The sequence below is a fragment of the Bacteroides ilei genome, assembly GCF_900128495.1.
GTDB classification, from domain to species: Bacteria; Bacteroidota; Bacteroidia; order Bacteroidales; family Bacteroidaceae; genus Phocaeicola; species Phocaeicola ilei.
On sequence record NZ_LT635801.1, the window covers coordinates 1,612,483 to 1,630,560 of the forward strand.

Consider the following 18,078-nt stretch of genomic DNA (forward strand, 5'->3'; position numbering starts at 1 on the left):
TTTTGTTCCTTATTTTTCCCATTCTCTTTTAGTTTCTGATGTAATTTTTAGGGTATATAAACTTATGGTTTTTGCCGTTTGGGAAGGTCCCGGTGAACGTAAATCAATCTTTTGTTTTACGAAAAAATGGTAATGTGTTTGCCTTTGTGACAGTTATTTGCTACTTTTACCCATATAAAATCTATAAAAACAGAAATATGACAGTAATAGAACGTTTTTTGAAGTATGTTTCTTTTGATACACAGTCTGATGAGTCGACCGGTGTGACTCCTAGCACGTCCAAGCAGATGGTGTTTGCCAGGTATTTACAGTCGGAGCTGGAGGCTTTGGGATTGGAGGATATTTCTTTGGATGAAAACGGTTATCTCTTTGCAACGCTGCCTTCGAATGTGGATTATGAAATTCCTACGATTGGTTTTATCGCACATATGGATACCAGTCCCGATATGTCGGGAGAGAATGTGCGTCCGCGTATTGTTCATGCTTATGATGGAAATGACATTCCTTTGTGCCAAGAAGAAGGAATCATTCTGTCTCCGACACAGTTTCCTGAGTTGTTGGACCATGTGGGTGAAGACTTGATTGTAACCGATGGACATACCTTGCTGGGGGCTGACGACAAGGCCGGAATAGCCGAAATTGTAGGTGCTGTGGCCTATTTGAAGGAACATCCCGAAATAAAGCACGGAAGAATCCGTATCGGTTTCAATCCTGATGAGGAAATTGGTCTGGGAGCCCATCATTTCGATGTGGAGAAGTTCGGATGCAAATGGGCGTACACCATGGACGGAGGTGAAGTGGGAGAGCTTGAGTTCGAGAACTTTAATGCTGCAGCAGCCAAAGTACATGTCAAGGGGCGTAATGTACACCCGGGTTATGCCAAGAACAAGATGATCAATTCCCTGCTGGTGGCCAATGAGTTTATCAATATGCTTCCGGCTAATGAAACCCCGGCTACTACCGAAGGTTATGAAGGCTTCTATCATCTGATAGGTGCAGAAGGTGAAATAGAACATACTCTTCTTTCATATATTATCCGTGACCATGACCGTGAAAAGTTTGAGTCACGTAAGGTGTTCATGCAGACGTGTGCCGAAAAGATAAACCGGAAATATGGCGAAGGTACAGTTACTGTAGAGCTGAAAGACCAGTATTATAATATGCGTGAGCAGGTTGAGCCTTTGATGCATATCATAGATATCGCTTTTGCCGCCATGCAGGAAGCCGGTGTGGAACCTAAGGTGAAGGCTATTCGTGGGGGAACAGACGGTGCCCAGCTTTCTTTTAAGGGACTGCCTTGCCCGAATATTTTTGCCGGAGGCTTGAACTTCCATGGGCGATATGAATTTATTCCTGTACAGTCTATTGGTAAGGCGATGAACGTTATTGTAAAGATAGCCGAGCTGACGGCAAAACGTTATGCTTGACCGCTATAATGAAATGCTTTACGGAGGAGACGAACTGTTTTATACTGATTTTCGGATTCTCCGTAAAGCTTGATTTTTTATGTTGAAAATAATAGACCTTAATTTGATTTTGTATGAAAACGACTCCTTTTACAAAAAAGCACGAAGCTTTAGGCGCAAAGATGCATGAATTTGCAGGTTATAATATGCCTATTGAATATTCAGGAATTATCGAAGAACACCTCACTGTCTGTCATGGGGTAGGTGTGTTTGACGTATCCCACATGGGTGAATTCTGGGTAAAGGGTCCTCATGCTTTGGACTTTATCCAGCAGGTTACATCCAACAATGCTGCTGTACTTACTCCTGGTAAGGTACAGTATACTTGTTTCCCGAATGAAACAGGAGGGATTGTAGATGATCTGCTGGTATATCGTTACAGTGATGACAAATATATGCTGGTTGTGAATGCAGCTAATATAGAGAAAGACTGGAACTGGTGTGTGAGCCATAATACGGTAGGTGCAGAACTGGAAAATTCATCCGACCGCATAGCGCAATTAGCCATCCAGGGCCCGAAAGCGATCGATACATTGCAGAAGCTGACTCCCTTGAACTTGCGTGATATCCCTTATTATACATTTGCTGTAGGAGAATTTGCCGGTATTCCGGATGTGATTATTTCAAATACAGGTTATACCGGTGCCGGTGGCTTTGAACTTTATTTTTATCCGGAGTATGCGGATAAAGTCTGGGACGCTATTTTTGAAGCAGGTGCCGAGTTCAATATCAAGCCGATAGGCTTGGGAGCCCGTGACACTTTACGTCTGGAAATGGGATATTGTCTTTACGGTAATGACATCGATGATACTACTTCTCCGTTGGAGGCCGGCTTAGGATGGATTACCAAATTTGTTGACGGCAAGAACTTTACTAACCGTGCTGCATTGGAAAAGCAGAAGGCCGAAGGTGTAACGCGTAAGCTGGTTGGCTTTGAAATGATAGACCGGGGTATTCCGCGTTCCGGTTATCTGCTGATGGATGCCGAAGGTAATGAAATTGGTAAAGTCACTTCTGGAACGATGTCGCCTACAAGGAAAATTGGTATTGGTTTGGGATATGTAAAGACGGCGTTCTCCAAACCAGGAAGCGAGATTTTCCTGGATAACCGGGGACGGAAACTGAAGGCGAAGGTTGTGAAACTCCCGTTCCGTTTAGGCTTGAATTAATATGGAGAAATCCATTTTAGAAGAATAAGCAGTTGATTTATATGATGCTTGATGTATCAGGTGCGGTGTTTTATGAATTCCGCACCTGATTTTACATGTAATTGTATTATTTTCCATTTTTTGAAGGTTGGCGAACCGGTATTTTTGTACATAGATATTACATAACCTGATTATATCTGCAGGATGCCTTTTGAACGGCTTTTGAGCGATATTTTTCAAAAACTCAAAAACAATAACAACAGAAATAATGAAACGGATTTTACTGATTGTCTTAGCATTATTGGCGTATTTACCGATATCAGCTGCAAGTGAAGCCGCCGTTACGGATTCGCGTATTGTATGTAATTTTAATTTTGGTTGGCTTTTCCATGCCGGTGATGTGCAGGGAGCGGAAACGCTGTCGTTTGATGACAGCAGCTGGCAAGGGATTACTGTTCCGCACGATTTTCAGATTTCGCAGCCTTGGGTAGCTCCGGAAAAGGGTGAAAAAGCAGATAACAGCGATATTGCCAGCAATGTAAAAAGCCGTCTCAGTTCACGTGGATTTAAGGAGATGGGAATTGGATGGTACCGCAACTCATTTATTCCCGATTCATCATGGAAGGGGCGTCGGGTTCTGGTTGATTTTGAAGGAATCATGCTTGTGGGAGATGTCTATCTGAATGGAGAACACATAGGGGGAACCGATTATGGTTATCTGGGATTTGATGTTGACATTTCAAAGAAATTGAAATATGGCGAGACGAATGTGATAGCAGTAAAAGCCAATACGCAGAGACCGGAAAACTCACGGTGGTATACTGGTGGAGGGCTTTACCGTGATGTTACACTGATTGTTACCGATCCTCAACAGTATTTTACGCGTCATCCGCTTTATATAACAACGCCTGAGGTGAGTGAAAAGCAGGCTACTGTAATGGTGCAGGCGGAAATGGCCTGTTATCTTAAGGTAGAGAAGCTGAAAGTGGGGATGAAGGTGACTGATGCTGACGGGAATGTAGTTTATGAAGCAACAAAGGATATTCCGTTTAACCGGGGCCAGAAAATTAACGAATATCTCGTTGACAGTATAACGATCGGCCAGCCCCGTTTGTGGAGCTGTGAGAATCCGCATCTGTATAAGGCCGAAGTGACCCTTTACCGTCCGGATGGTTCCATTGCCGACCAGGTTACGGAGAATTTTGGGGTACGCTGGTTTGAGTATTCACCGGAGTTTGGCTTCAAACTTAATGGAAAGAAGGTAATATTCAAAGGAATAGCTAATCATCATACACTTGGAGCATTAGGTGCTGCCGCTTATCCTAGAGCGATGGAAAAACGTATCCAGTTGCTAAAGGATTTTGGTTTCAATCATATACGTACTTCACATAACCCTTATAGTAAGTCTTTTCTTGACTTGTGTGATAAATACGGGATGCTGGTAGTTGATGAGCTTTATGATAAATGGCTTACGCAATATGCCGGAGGACGCCGTGAATGGGTTGATCTTTGGCAGCAGGATGTACCGGAGTTTGTCCGCCGTGACCGCAATCATCCGTCTGTAGTCATGTGGAGTCTGGGTAATGAACTCCAGCAGTATTGGTCGTTGCCCTATGCGGATTGGGGGGTTACTCCTTACAGGCTTCAGAAGGTATTGCTGCAGCGTTACGATAAGACACGTCCGGTTACTGTTGCTATGCATCCGCGGGGCCGTCATCTGACAACCGACTCATTGCCGGCACCGCTCGTGCATGAGACTGATATCGCATCGTATAATTACCGTTACATGTATTTCCCGGGTGACGGACGGCGTTTCCCTAATCTTATATTTTACCAGAGTGAGGCGAATACAGCCATGATGGGACCTAATTTCTATGAGATGGATCTGGATAAAGTGGTTGGGTTGGCTTATTGGGGGATGATTGACTATCTGGGTGAATCGAACGGATGGCCGGCCAAAGGATGGTCGCAGGGTATTTTTGATATATCACTGGAACCGAAGCCGATTGCATATTTCTTGAGGAGTATATTTAAGCCCGAAGAGCCAGTAGTGCATATTGGTATAATAGACAGTGACGATAATACGGTATGGAACGATGTGAAAGTGGGTACACAGCGTATGTCGGACCACTGGAACCGTATTGAGGGTAGTAGAATGTCGCTTTATACTTATACGAATGCCGATGAGGTAGAGCTGTTTGTGAACGGGAAAAGCCTTGGTGTAAAGAAAAATACCGATAACCCACGTTTGCGTAACAAATTGAAATGGGATAATGTGGCCTATGAACCAGGCTATATCGAGGCTGTGGCACGGAAAGACGGAAAAGTTGTGGCGCGGCATAAGATTGAGACAACAACCAAGCCTGTGGCTTTGGAAGCCGATTCTGACAATGCAGATTGGAAGGCCGACGGCTCCGACCTGCAGCATATTCGTGTGCAGGCGGTAGACAGGAAAGGACGTAGGGTGCAGGGGGCTGAAGCCGAATTGACTTTTACCGTTGAAGGTCCTGCCGAAATTGTAGGCGTTATCAACGGTGACATCACTAGTCCTGAACTTACGGTGGGTAATACCCGCAGCCTGTACCAAGGTACGGCTACAGTGATTCTCCGGTCTACACGCGATGCGGGTAAGGTGACTTTGACTGCTACTGCTCCAGACCTGAAGAAAATAAAGATGACAATGGAAACACATTAGATATAGGATGCCGTTATGCGGTAGGACCGTCCGCCAGATTTCATTCGGGAAGGAATGGAGTTTGGCGGACGGTTTGTTTTTATACGGGTCATGTCATATGTCGTATTTACATTGATTTAGTTATTTTTAATGGAAGGACATGCAGACTTTTGATTGAAAAGTATTTACTTTATAGAAACACTGATGTTGGACTGATAGAGGAAAGTATGAAGATAAGGAATATTCTATGGATTCTGTTGTTTGCCGGTCTTTGGTTACCGTTGCACATGCATGCCCAGCGATATGAAACGTTGTGGAAAAGTGTGGAGGAACTTGAAAAGAAGGATCTTCCGAAATCGGTAATGGAGAAAGTGGATGATATTTACAGGAAGGCTTCTGCCGAAAGGAATCTTCCGCAGATGATGAAGGCTTTTCTGGTCCGTTCGGAATACCAGGTCCGACTTGTTCCGGACAGTGTGGAAACTGAGATCATGCGTCTGAAAGCATGGGCGCAGGAAGAAACCGATACTTTAGGAAAGGCGGTTCTTGATAATCTCTTGGGTTATAGTTTGTTGCAGCAAACGGATCCGGATGTGGAAAAAGCTGTCGCTTCATTCCGTAACTCTTTACAGCATAAGGATTTTCTGGAGAATATATCCGCCAAGGATTTCCGCCCGATGACCGTTTCCGGAAAGTTGAGTGAAACTTATTTCGGTGACAATATGTACGATTTGCTTGCCCGTAACGCCATTACGGGGTTACGGAGCTACAGATGGGATATGGATAAGAAGGTAGGTAAGGAATGTATGCGTCTGTATGATGAATTGGTCGGATTATATGAAAATTCCGGTAACCGGGCGTCCGCCATGTTATGTAAGGAAGCCAGGTTGATGTTCCGTTATGACAACATGTGGAATGACAGTGAATACCGTTTGCCGGTCAATGTATACTTGGAGGAGCTGGAGAAACTGGCGGCCGAATACCACGACTTGCCGGTTGCTGCCGATCTTTATGTAAAGATGGCTTTTGCATGTTTGGATAAGGGAGATAAGGTACAGGCTATGCAACTGGTACGGAAAGGACTGGAAAAGTATCCGAAAGGAGAAGGGACTGGGACTTTGAAGGGGTTGGTAAAGAATATCACCCAGCCTTATTTGCAGGTGAATGTTCCTTTTATATATCCGGATTATATGACCGGTATCCAAGTGAAATATGCCAATCTGAAAGGGGTGACTTTTGAATTTTATCGGTTAAATCTTTCGGTGTGGGCATCTGCCTTGAACCGGCTGGATGAGAAGGATCTGCTCAAGGAGTATGGAAAGAAGGTTTCTACCTGTACTTTTAATCTGCAAGAAACGGTCGATTACAGGAATCGCGATACGGTATTGCAGTGCAGACTGCCGGCTGCGGGCATTTATGTAATGAAACAGATACCCTTGGGGAATCCGTCGTGTGCGGCATATTCCAAGTTGTATGTAACTCCTTATCAGCTGATAAACCTGCCGTTTGATACGGCTCGGAGGGAACTGGTGGCTGTCGATAAGCTTACCGGACATCCGGTTGCTGGAGCAGAAATCGTAGCTTATTCGCGTACGGGAAATGATTATGTCTTGAAACAGGTATATAAAGCCGGTTCTGACGGAAGTGTGAAATGTCCGGTTGCTGCCGGCAGGGACTGTTGGTTCAATGTACGCACACCGGGTAATGATTTTATGGCATTGGGTTATTATAGTTACGGAAATGCAGGATGGGTTTATGATGGAAAGCAAAAAGAGGAAAAGTCTTGGTCTTATTCCGAAATTTTTACAGACCGTGCCATTTACCGTCCTGGACAGACTGTGTATGTGTCGGCTGTACAGTATGAACAGAAAGGAGATTCTTTGGGGGTTCTGAAACGAAAGAATACGATCTTGAAACTCTATTCCTTGCGGCAGGATATAGCCGAGCAGCATGTGGTGACGGATGATTTCGGAGTGGTTTCGGGTACATTTGTGCTTCCGTCTACGCTGCTTCCTGGAACCTATTATGTCTCGACTGATGGAGGATCCGCTTCTTTCCAGGTAGCGGAGTACAAGCGCCCAACTTTTGATGTGACATTTGATACGTACCAAGGCTCTTACAAAATGGGGGATACGGTGTATGTAAAGGGATGTGCCATGACGTTTGCCGGGGCACCGGTACGCATGGCGGATGTGAAGTATAAGGTAATCCGAAAGGAGATGCGTCGTATATTCTACAGTACTTCCTCAGTGGAACTGGCATCGGGAGAGGTGCAGACTGACGCCGACGGAAAATTCAGTCTGGAGGCGGTACTGGAAAAGCCTGAAAACTGGACTGGGGATGAAGAGGCCGAGATTCCTGCTGAATGGATCCGTGACACGTATCCTTATTATGTGTATGAGGTGGTGGCCGAAGTGACGGATGGCGCTCATGAAACCAGACAGGCGGAGATTACCTTCCCCGTTTCGAAACAGTCACTTATGTTAGGTATAAAGGGGCTTGATGCCATTGTCATGAAAGAGAAACTGGGCAAGATTCAGTTTACGGTCATGAATCTGCAGAATAGTCCCGTCAAGGCTGAAGTGGATTATAAGGTTTATGTGCTTGAGGCAGAAAATAAAAAAGGTGAGCTGAAATTGGAAGGAAAGGCTGTGGCACAGCAGTCTTTTGTCCCGGACAGCTTCCGGAGTCTGCCTTCAGGACGCTATGTTATAGAGGTAGAGACACTGGATGAACAGGGCCGGAAATGTACGGTGGCACAGCGTTTTGATTGTTTTTCGGCTGCAGATGCAGTTCCTCCTGTCGGAGATGTTTCCTGGTTCTATCAGGACGGGAATGTCTTGAAACCGGATGAGGCAGTAACCCTTTATGTAGGAAGTGCCGAAAAGGATGTCTATATGCTGGTGGATGTGTATTGCAAAGACCGGCGGATCAGCACCGACCGCCTTGTTTTCTCGAATGCTTTGAAAAAGTTTGAGTACACTTATAAGAAAGAGTACGGTGAAGGCATAATGGTATGTTTTACCTTTATGCGTAAGGGAAGCCTGTATACCAAGTCTGTCCGCCTGGAATATCAGAAACCGGATAAAAGATTGGATGTGAAATGGGAGACATTCCGTGATAAGTTACAGACAGGTACACAGGAAGAATGGTGCTTGCATATTACCGGCAAATCGGGCAAGCCTGCCAACGCCAATCTGATGGCCGTCCTTTATGATGCCTCTTTGGATAAGTTGCAGAAGCATGGATGGGGATTTTCCATCCATTTCCCCCGGAGAGTGCCTACTGTCAATATCAGTATGATGGGATGGGAACAGCAGGTATGGATGTACAGCCAGTTCCCGTGGAACTCGATTCCTTCCGGTCTGGATTTGTGGAATGGTGATTATAGCCGTCTGTATCGTCCCAACTATTCAAGATATCGGTATGTGACGGGATCCACCCGTATGGTGATGGCACCAGCTGCCAATACGGCGCCGTTGGCGTTAATGGCAGCTGGTGCAGTGGATAATAGAGCAGAACTGGAGGTTGCTCAGGAGAAGACGGCTTCCGGTGGTTTCAGTGTAGAGCAAGGTCTGGCTCAGGCGGAGGAAGTGTTACAGATTACCGATAATGCCGCTGTGGTGGAAGCTGGAGGAAAGCCTATGCCGGCGATGGAGTTACGTGAGAACTTTGCGGAAACCGCGTTTTTTTATCCTGCTTTACGTACGGACTCCTTAGGGAATGTGAAGATTGTCTTTACGGTTCCCGATGCGTTGACCGAGTGGAAGTTTTATGGATTTGCTCATACGCAGCAGGTCGACTATTGTACGTTTTCTGCAACGGCCCAGGCCGAAAAGCTGTTTATGGTGCAGCCCAATTTGCCACGTTTTGTCCGTAAGGGAGATAAAGTAGTGATTACATCTTCATTGATTAATATGGCGATGGAAGCTGTCAGCGGTACGGCTCATCTTCAATTGCTGGATCCTGTCAGCGGGAAAGAGGTTTGTCATGACAGCCGTGAATTTACGGTGGGTGAAGGTGAGACACAGGCTCTCAGCTTCAGTTGTGAGATTCCTGACAAATATGATATTCTGGTATGTAAAGTGATGGCCGATGCCGGTACCTATAGCGACGGTGAGCAGCATTATCTGCCAGTACTTACAGACAAGCAGTGGATTACCGAAACAGTTCCTGTGCAGTTGGATGGAGATAGTCAGACTGTAGTGGAAACTAAAGATCTGTTTAACGGACAGAGTAAGACAGCTACCGGTCGGAAACTGACGGTAGAGTTGACTGCCAATCCCGACTGGTATGCAGTTCAGGCATTGACTGCTGTTTCCAATCCAGAAAATGAAGATGCCTTGTCGTGGGCTACAGCTTATTATGCGAATGCACTGGCAACTGAAATCGTAAACCGTAATCCCCGTATTAAGGACGTGTTCAGACAATGGATACAGGCAGGGAATGATAAACAGACTTTACTCAGTAGCCTGGAGAAGAACCGGGAGTTGAAGAATATTTTGCTGGAAGAGACTCCTTGGTTGAAGGAGGCTTCCGATGAAAGTGAACGGAAACGGCGGATAGCCTTGCTGTTCGATTTGAACACGATGAGTGGGCAACAGCAGACGGCTGTCAGGAAATTACAGGAACTGCAGCTCGATGGAGGTGCATGGAGCTGGTATAAGGGGATGTATGCCAACCGTTATGTCACGACTCAGATTGTGGAGATGATGGCCCGTTTGAAGGCGATGGGTGTCAAACTGGATGTGCAAATAGAGAAAATGTACCGGAAAGCTTCGGATTACCTGAAGACGGAAGTCGGGAAAGAGTATGATAATATGAGAGAAATGGAACGAAAGACTGCCGGGACCTTATCTCCGAGCAATCAGGCTATCCATTATCTGTATGTATGTGCATTGGATGCCGATATTGCAGCCCAGGCAGATCAAACGGTGAATACCTATATGGTATCTCGGTTGGAAGACCGTTCGGCCTCTTATACCATTTATGAAAAGGCTTTGATCGCTGTTATCATGCAGCAACAGGGAAAGAAACGTCAGTCTGCCGAATGGGTCCAGTCTGTCAAAGAGTATGCTGTGGCCACTCCCGGAATGGGTCGTTATTATGATACACCGAAAGCTTTCTATTCATGGAACAGTTACAGGATTCCTACTCAGGTTGCGGCTATGGAAGCTATATATCGCATTGCTCCTGATACGCTTTGCCTGAATGAGATGAAACAATGGCTCTTGAAGCAGAAACAGGTCCAAAGCTGGAGTACACCGGTGGCGACAGCTGATGCTGTATATGCCTTCCTTTATCTGTCGGGAAACAAGTTGGAGACGAACGGGCATATGAAAGCTGTCGTAGGTACGGAGATATTGGATACTCCTGATGATATCCTGGGATATGCTGCTAAAAGCTATACGGGCACCGAAACAGCTGCTTCCTCTGTCCGGATTATGAAAACAGGTACCGGTATCGGTTGGGGAGCTGTCTATGCACAATGTCTGGAAGAAATGGATAAGGTCCGGGATGCTGAAGGGAACGGATTGTCCATTACCCGTGAGTATCTGATGGATGGAAAGAAAATCGGCAGAAAGACAACTTTACGTGCTGGTGACAGGTTGACAGTCCGTTTGACGGTAAAGGCCGACCGCGATATGGATTTCGTCCAAATTAAGGATGAACGTGCCGCATGTATGGAACCTGAGGAGCAAGTATCAGGCTATTATTGGAATGGTAATGTGGGGACTTATCGGGTTATACGTGATGCTTCTGTCGAATTTTTTGTGGATAAGTTCTGTAAGGGAACTTATATCTTCGAATATATTGTCCGTCTGGATAGGATCGGTACATATCAGACTGGAATAGCTACCGTCCAGTCAGCCTATGCGCCCGAATTCGGTGGACATACAGGTGGCGGATCATTGAATGTTCCGGAATGACAGGACTCTGTATGGGTGAAACTGGTAAAATTTGTTTTAATTATCAGGCAAGTTTTGTACATCTTTGATTTTCTCTTTATCTTTGTTTTCCATTAAAAAGGAAAATTAGTTTTGATGAAGCGTATATTATTCATATTCAGTATATTATTTATGTTTTTGACTGGCGTTCAAGCACAGCCGAAGATATCGTTCGAAAAGGAATCACAGGATTTGGGCTATGTCCTTTGGCATAGTCCGGTGACCGTTACCTATAATTTTACCAATACCGGAGATAAGCCGCTGGTTATATCGAACGTTACTTCCTCATGTGGCTGCACCAGTGTGGACTGGACGAAAGCTCCGGTTCCTGTCGGGGGAAAGGGTAAGGTGTCGGCTGTATTCGATGCCGAGGCTATCGGACATTTCTATAAGGAGATAGGTGTATATTGTAACGCTTCTTCCATGCCAGTCTATCTGAATTTCAATGGAGAGGTGACAGCCGATGCCAAGAATTATTCGTTCACTCATCCATATGCTTTCGGAGCTATCCGCCTCGATAAGGAAGAGATTGAATTCGATAATGTCAATAAAGGAGACAAACCGCGGTTTGTCATCAATGTAGCGAATAACTCCAGTAAGGCTTATTCACCAGTGCTGATGCATCTGCCTCCTTATCTGACAGCTACGGCCGATCCTGAAACTTTGGGTAAAGGAAAGAATGGTACTATTACTGTAACCTTGGATACCGAGAAACTCCCTAAGTTGGGTATTACGCGGACTTCGGTCTACCTGTCACGCTTTTTGGGAGATAAGGTGGGTAGTGAAAATGAAATTCCGGTATCTGTCATCCTGCTGCCCGATTTTTCTGGTATGACGGAACAACAGAAGAATAATCCTCCCGAAATATCGGTTTCGGAGAAAAACCTGGAATTCCTCAATTTGCATCCGGGACAGCGGAAATATAAGAATGTAGTAATAACCAATACAGGTAAATCGGATTTGCAGATCCAGGATTTGCAGGTCTTCAACATCGCTTTGGCAGTATCTCTCAAAAAAACGGTCCTGAAGCCGGGTGAGTCTACCAAGATGAAGATTACGGTATTGTCTGAAAATCTGTCGCGTGTGAAAGGTACTCCCCGTGTACTGATGATTACGAATGACCCGAACCGCCCGACCGTGACAATCCGTGTAAAAGCGACTTTGAAGCAATAAGAAATGTCGAATCTTAAAACATACTACTATGGAACACCCTGAGAATAGTGAAGAATATAAAGGGTTAACCGTTAACCAAGGTGTAGACCAGCCTTCTACCGTCAATCCTTATCTGAGTATGCGTAAGAAGCCGAAACGTCGCCGGTTTACTTCCGGGGAATATGTGGAAGGTATTCTGAAGGGTGATGTAACCGTCTTGAGCCAGGCTGTTACTCTGGTGGAAAGCATCAAGCCCGAGCATCAGGCACTGGCTCAGGAAGTGATAGAAAAATGTCTGCCTTATTCAGGAAATTCGGTGCGTGTGGGCATCAGCGGAGTTCCAGGTGCAGGGAAAAGTACGTCTATTGATGTATTCGGCCTGCATGTCCTGCAGGAACATGCGGGAAAGTTGGCCGTATTGGCCATCGATCCGAGCAGTGAACGTTCCAAAGGTAGTATATTAGGTGATAAGACGCGTATGGAGAAGCTGTCGGTACATCCCGACTCATTCATCCGCCCCAGTCCTACGGCCGGTTCATTGGGAGGAGTCGCCCGCAAGACCCGTGAAACCATTATATTGTGTGAGGCTGCCGGCTTCGACAAGATTTTTGTGGAAACGGTGGGTGTGGGACAAAGTGAAACGGCCGTCCATTCCATGGTCGACTTTTTCCTGCTTATCCAGTTGGCCGGTACAGGCGATGAGCTTCAGGGTATCAAACGGGGAATTATGGAGATGGCCGACGGAATCATTATCAACAAAGCCGACGGTAACAACATAGAGAAAGCGAAACTGGCGGCAACCCATTTCCGTAATGCACTGCATCTGTTTCCGGCCACCGAGTCGGGTTGGATTCCGGAGGTGCTGACTTATTCCGGTTTCTATGGTATCGGTATCAAAGAGATTTGGGATATGGTTTACCGTTACATTGACTTTGCGAAAGAGAACGGATATTTTGAAAGACGCAGAAATGAACAAGCCAAATATTGGATGTATGAAACGATCAACGAGCATCTGCGTGATAGTTTCTATAACAATCCGGATATTGCTACATTGTTGCCTTCCGAAGAACAGGATGTCTTGGCTGGGAGAGCTTCATCGTTTTCGGCAGCCCGAAAGTTGCTTGATCTGTATTTCAAAGGTAATAAGGGATAAGGTAGTAAAGAGATGCCATGGAGGTATCTGTTTATTTGGAGGCTTTTTTGTACTTTTTTGTGCATGGATATACATATTTGTTTCATCTATGTGAATTTATTTGATAAAAGCTCTGATTTTTGCACGATTCAATGAATATTAATGAGTAGCTTTGCAAGCTGAAATCATGAACATTAATATGCAAAGGGATAGCGAACCAATTATTGAGGTCAGAGACGTGTCGAAATTTTTTGGAGAAAAAACCGCACTCGACCATATAAACCTGTCAATCCGGAAAGGGGAGTTTGTGACGATTCTTGGTCCTTCGGGTTGTGGTAAAACAACAATGTTACGTCTGATAGCCGGTTTTCAGACGGCATCAGAAGGAACAATCTATATTGACGGAAAGGACATTACATCGATTCCCCCTCACAAGCGTCCGGTAAATACCGTCTTCCAGAAGTATGCCTTGTTTCCGCATCTGAATGTGTATGACAATATAGCCTTTGGTCTTAAGCTGAAGAAAATGTCGAAAGATGTAATTGGGCGCAAGGTGAAGGCTGCCTTGAAGATGGTGGGGATGACCGATTATGAATACCGTGATGTAAATTCGCTTTCGGGAGGTCAGCAGCAGCGTGTGGCCATAGCGCGTGCCATTGTCAATGAGCCGGCGGTACTTCTGTTGGATGAACCGTTGGCCGCTCTCGATCTGAAGATGCGTAAAGACATGCAGATGGAACTGAAGGAAATGCATAAAAGACTGGGTATTACTTTTGTTTATGTGACGCATGATCAGGAAGAGGCCTTGACATTGAGTGACACGATTGTTGTAATGAGTGAAGGTAAGATTCAGCAAATCGGTACACCTACAGATATTTATAACGAACCGGTAAATTCGTTTGTAGCCGATTTTATCGGAGAAAGCAATATTTTGAACGGTATTATGATAAAGGATCGTCTGGTCCGTTTCTGCAACCATGAATTTGAATGTGTGGATGAAGGCTTCGGTGAGAACATGCCGGTCGATGTGGTGATTCGTCCCGAGGACTTCTATATATTTCCGGTTTCGGAAGCGGCCCAACTTACCGGTAAGGTACAGTCGTGTATCTTCAAAGGTGTACATTATGAAATGGTAGTGCTTTGTGACGATTATGAGCTGACTGTACAGGATTATCATGGTTTCGATCCTGGAACGGAAGTGGGACTGCTGGTCAAGCCGATGGACATCCAGATTATGAAGAAAGAACGCATGTGCAACACTTTTGCCGGCAGGATGGTGGGCAGACATTGCGTAGAGTTTCTGGGATGTGAATTCGATTGTCTTCCTGAAAACATACAGGGCAATCCGTCCGAAGGTTCAGAAGTACGGGTGGAAGTCGGTTTCGGTGATGTTAATCTGGAAGATAATGCCGGACCGGATATGATTGCAGGTGAGGTGAAGTTTATTCTGTATAAGGGGAATCATTATCACCTGACGGTCTTGTCCGACTGGGATGAAAACGTGTATGTAGATACCAATGATGTATGGGACAATGGAGACCGTGTAGGGATAACCATTCCAAAGGAAGCTATTCGCGTATTGCCGGCAGATTCCGGCAAAAGTTCAATCATATAGATTTGCTGATTTCAAGAAATGAAGAAACTGTTGATCTTTTTCTCTTCACGGAAGAGTTGGACATTACCGTACCTCCTGTTTTCGGTAGTGTTTGTTATCATTCCTCTTCTGTTGATTGTGGTTTATGCCTTTACTGATGAGAACGGGCGTATGAGTCTGGTCAATTTCAGTAAGTTCATGGCACATCCCGAGGCTATCAATACATTTGTCTATTCCATCGGGGTAGCTGTCATTACTACGTTGGGCTGTATCTTGTTGGGATATCCGGCGGCTTGGATTTTAAGTCGGAGCAACATGGGATATTCCAAGACATTGATTATGCTCTTTATCCTTCCCATGTGGGTGAATATCCTGATCCGTACGTTGGCTACGGTAGCCTTGTTCGATTTCCTCCGCCTGCCGTTGGGGGAAGGAGCTTTGATTTTCGGAATGATTTATAATTTTATTCCGTTCATGATTTACCCCATTTATAATACGCTTCAGAAAATGGATAAGAGCTATATTGAAGCAGCACAGGATTTGGGGGCCAACCAGTTTCAGGTATTCTGGAAAGTGGTATTTCCATTGTCCTTGCCCGGCATATCCAGTGGAGTGATGATGGTGTTCATGCCTACCATTTCCACATTTGCCATAGCCGAACTGCTTACGATGAACAACATCAAGTTGTTCGGTACTACTATTCAGGAAAATATTAACAACAGTCTTTGGAACTATGGTGCGGCGTTGTCACTCATCATGCTGTTCCTGATTGCCGCTACCTCATTGTTCAGTACTGACGGGAAGGACGATTCTAATCAGGGAGGAGGAGTATGGTAAGGAAAATAGTTGAACAGATCTATTTATGGATCTTGTTGTTATTGTTATACGCCCCTATCTTTATAATTGTAGTCTATTCGTTTACTGAAGCTAAGGTTTTGGGCAATTGGACCGGATTTTCATGGAAACTCTATCGTTCCCTGTTGGATACGGGGGCACATCATTCGTTGATGAATGCCTTGGTCAATACCATAGCTATAGCCTTGATTGCTGCAGCCGTGTCCACCATATTGGGAAGTGTGGCTGCCATCGGTATCTTTAACTTGCGTACCCGTAGCCGTAAAGCGATGGGATTTATCAATACCATTCCGATTTTGAACGGAGACATCATTACGGGTGTGTCTCTGTTCCTGCTGTTTGTTTCTTTGGGTATTACGCAGGGGTTTACCACTGTAGTCTTGGCACATATCACTTTCTGTACCCCTTACGTGGTACTTTGTGTGATGCCCCGGTTGAAACAGATGAATCCGAATCTGTATGAAGCGGCACTTGATTTGGGGGCTACTCCGATGCAGGCATTGCGTAAGGTAATTTTGCCGGAAATCCGTCCGGGAATGGTCAGTGGTTTTCTATTGTCGCTTACTCTTTCTATCGATGATTTTGCCGTTACGGTCTTTACTATCGGTAACCAGGGATTGGAAACGTTGTCGACTTACATCTATGCCGATGCGCGTAAGGGAGGGCTTACACCCGAACTGCGTCCGTTGTCGGCCATTATCTTCATTGTGATTTTAGTATTGCTTATCATTATTAACCGTCGTGCCGATAAGGCCAAAAAAGCAGTATGAAACTGAAACGGATCTATAATTGGATATTATTGGCGTTGGCAGTCGGATTGTCAGGCTGCTACAACATGGGTGAACCTCGGGAAAATATCCTGAAAGTCTATAATTGGGCCGACTATATAGGAGAGGGGGTCTTGGAAGATTTTCAAGCCTATTACAAGGAACAGACTGGAAAGGATATCAAGATTGTATACCAGACTTTCGATATCAATGAAATCATGCTGACCAAGATTGAAAAGGGGCATGAAGATTTTGATGTGGTGTGTCCTTCGGAGTATATCATCGAGCGTATGCTGAAAAAGGATTTGTTGCTTCCAATCGATACGGCCTTTGCGAAATCTCCTAATTATATGAAGCTGGTGGCGCCTTATATATATAGTCAGATAGCTCAGTTGGGTACGCCGGAAAAACCTGCTAACCGGTATGCTGTATGTTACATGTGGGGTACCGAAGGTATTCTTTATAACAGGAAGTTCGTTACCGAAGAGGAAGTTTCATCTTGGGGTTGTTTCTGGAATAAGAAATATGCCGGCAAGATTCTGATGAAGGATGCGTACCGTGATGCTTACGGTATGGCTTTGCTGTATGCACATCGGGAAGACCTGAAGAAGGGGAATCGTACTGTATCACAGTTGATGAACGATTATTCGCCAGCATCTATGGACTCGGTTGAAAAATGCCTGAAGCTTTTGAAGCCGAATGTGGCAGGATGGGAGGCCGATTTCGGGAAGGAGATGATGACAAAGGAAAAGGCATGGATGAATATGGCCTGGAGCGGAGATGCCCAGTGGGCAATCGATGAGGCTGAGGCCGTAGGAGTTGATTTGGCATATACAGTACCGATGGAAGGTAGTAACGTGTGGTACGACGGTTGGGTGATACCGAAATATGCCAAAAATCCGACGGCTGCCAGTTATTTCATCAATTTTCTTTGCCGTCCGGATATCGCTTTGCGTAATATGGAATCGAACGGATATGTCAGTGCCGTTGCTGCTTCTGAAATACTGGAGGCCTGTGAAGATTCTACGCTGGAGGAGTATTCGGATGTAAGTTATTTTTTCGGTCCGTCAGCCTCGAAGGTCAAGGTACCGGTAACCATTTATCCTGATAAGTCTGTCATTGACAGGTGTGCGATGATACGTGATTTCGGAGATAGGACGGAAGAAGTACTGGAAATCTGGTCGCGTGTGAAGGGAGATAACTTGAACGGTGGAATCATTATCCTGATATTGGTGGTTGCCGCCATTATGTGCGGTCTTCAGATCCGCCGCCGTTGGCTCATTCACAAACGTTCAGATGTACATTTCCATCGTCGGAAACATATAATCCGTCAAAACTGATA

Annotated in this window: 10 protein-coding genes; all 10 read left to right on the forward strand. The window is 45.3% G+C overall.

Going from position 1 to position 18,078, the window contains the following annotated elements:
* Positions 1 to 197: 197 nt before the first annotated feature.
* Positions 198 to 1,427 carry a peptidase T gene (pepT, locus tag BQ7489_RS06945; RefSeq protein WP_072530425.1) on the forward strand — a complete coding sequence of 410 codons (1,230 nt, stop codon included), beginning with the start codon at positions 198 to 200 and terminating at the stop codon, positions 1,425 to 1,427.
* Between the two features lie 113 nt (positions 1,428 to 1,540).
* Positions 1,541 to 2,635: a glycine cleavage system aminomethyltransferase GcvT gene (gcvT, locus tag BQ7489_RS06950; RefSeq protein WP_072530426.1), complete on the forward strand. Its 1,095-nt coding sequence runs from the start codon at positions 1,541 to 1,543 to the stop codon at positions 2,633 to 2,635.
* A gap of 247 nt (positions 2,636 to 2,882) precedes the next feature.
* Positions 2,883 to 5,309 carry a glycoside hydrolase family 2 TIM barrel-domain containing protein gene (locus BQ7489_RS06955; protein WP_113745244.1) on the forward strand — a complete coding sequence of 809 codons (2,427 nt, stop codon included), beginning with the start codon at positions 2,883 to 2,885 and terminating at the stop codon, positions 5,307 to 5,309.
* 206 nt (positions 5,310 to 5,515) lie between these two features.
* Positions 5,516 to 11,218, forward strand: coding sequence for an alpha-2-macroglobulin family protein (locus BQ7489_RS06960; protein WP_072530428.1), 5,703 nt, complete (start codon positions 5,516 to 5,518; stop codon positions 11,216 to 11,218).
* A 114-nt stretch (positions 11,219 to 11,332) separates the two neighbouring features.
* Entirely contained in the window at positions 11,333 to 12,409 is a 1,077-nt protein-coding gene (locus BQ7489_RS06965; RefSeq protein WP_072530429.1) for a DUF1573 domain-containing protein, read from the forward strand.
* A gap of 28 nt (positions 12,410 to 12,437) precedes the next feature.
* Positions 12,438 to 13,541, forward strand: a complete 1,104-nt coding sequence (gene meaB, locus BQ7489_RS06970; RefSeq protein WP_072530430.1) for a methylmalonyl Co-A mutase-associated GTPase MeaB — start codon at positions 12,438 to 12,440, stop codon at positions 13,539 to 13,541.
* 172 nt (positions 13,542 to 13,713) lie between these two features.
* Positions 13,714 to 15,135: an ABC transporter ATP-binding protein gene (locus tag BQ7489_RS06975; RefSeq protein WP_204352766.1), complete on the forward strand. Its 1,422-nt coding sequence runs from the start codon at positions 13,714 to 13,716 to the stop codon at positions 15,133 to 15,135.
* Between the two features lie 18 nt (positions 15,136 to 15,153).
* Positions 15,154 to 15,951, forward strand: a complete 798-nt coding sequence (locus BQ7489_RS06980; protein ID WP_072530432.1) for an ABC transporter permease — start codon at positions 15,154 to 15,156, stop codon at positions 15,949 to 15,951.
* Positions 15,945 to 16,739, forward strand: a complete 795-nt coding sequence (locus BQ7489_RS06985) for an ABC transporter permease (RefSeq protein WP_072530433.1) — start codon at positions 15,945 to 15,947, stop codon at positions 16,737 to 16,739. The genes BQ7489_RS06980 and BQ7489_RS06985 overlap by 7 nt, the downstream gene beginning before the upstream one ends.
* Positions 16,736 to 18,076, forward strand: a complete 1,341-nt coding sequence (locus BQ7489_RS06990) for an ABC transporter substrate-binding protein (RefSeq protein ID WP_394334066.1) — start codon at positions 16,736 to 16,738, stop codon at positions 18,074 to 18,076. Before BQ7489_RS06985 ends, BQ7489_RS06990 begins: the two co-directional genes overlap by 4 nt.
* The last annotated feature ends 2 nt before the right edge of the window (positions 18,077 to 18,078 follow it).

What these genes read in the sequence shown, in the direction of transcription:
- BQ7489_RS06960 (WP_072530428.1), top strand. Translation starts at nt 5,516, where the DNA reads ATGAAGATAAGGAATATTCTATGGATTCTGTTGTTTGCCGGTCTTTGG.
- BQ7489_RS06990 (WP_394334066.1), top strand. Translation starts at nt 16,736, where the DNA reads ATGAAACTGAAACGGATCTATAATTGGATATTATTGGCGTTGGCAGTC.
- BQ7489_RS06965 (WP_072530429.1), top strand. Translation starts at nt 11,333, where the DNA reads ATGAAGCGTATATTATTCATATTCAGTATATTATTTATGTTTTTGACT.
- gcvT (WP_072530426.1), top strand. Translation starts at nt 1,541, where the DNA reads ATGAAAACGACTCCTTTTACAAAAAAGCACGAAGCTTTAGGCGCAAAG.
- BQ7489_RS06955 (WP_113745244.1), top strand. Translation starts at nt 2,883, where the DNA reads ATGAAACGGATTTTACTGATTGTCTTAGCATTATTGGCGTATTTACCG.
- pepT (WP_072530425.1), top strand. Translation starts at nt 198, where the DNA reads ATGACAGTAATAGAACGTTTTTTGAAGTATGTTTCTTTTGATACACAG.
- BQ7489_RS06985 (WP_072530433.1), top strand. Translation starts at nt 15,945, where the DNA reads ATGGTAAGGAAAATAGTTGAACAGATCTATTTATGGATCTTGTTGTTA.
- BQ7489_RS06980 (WP_072530432.1), top strand. Translation starts at nt 15,154, where the DNA reads ATGAAGAAACTGTTGATCTTTTTCTCTTCACGGAAGAGTTGGACATTA.
- meaB (WP_072530430.1), top strand. Translation starts at nt 12,438, where the DNA reads ATGGAACACCCTGAGAATAGTGAAGAATATAAAGGGTTAACCGTTAAC.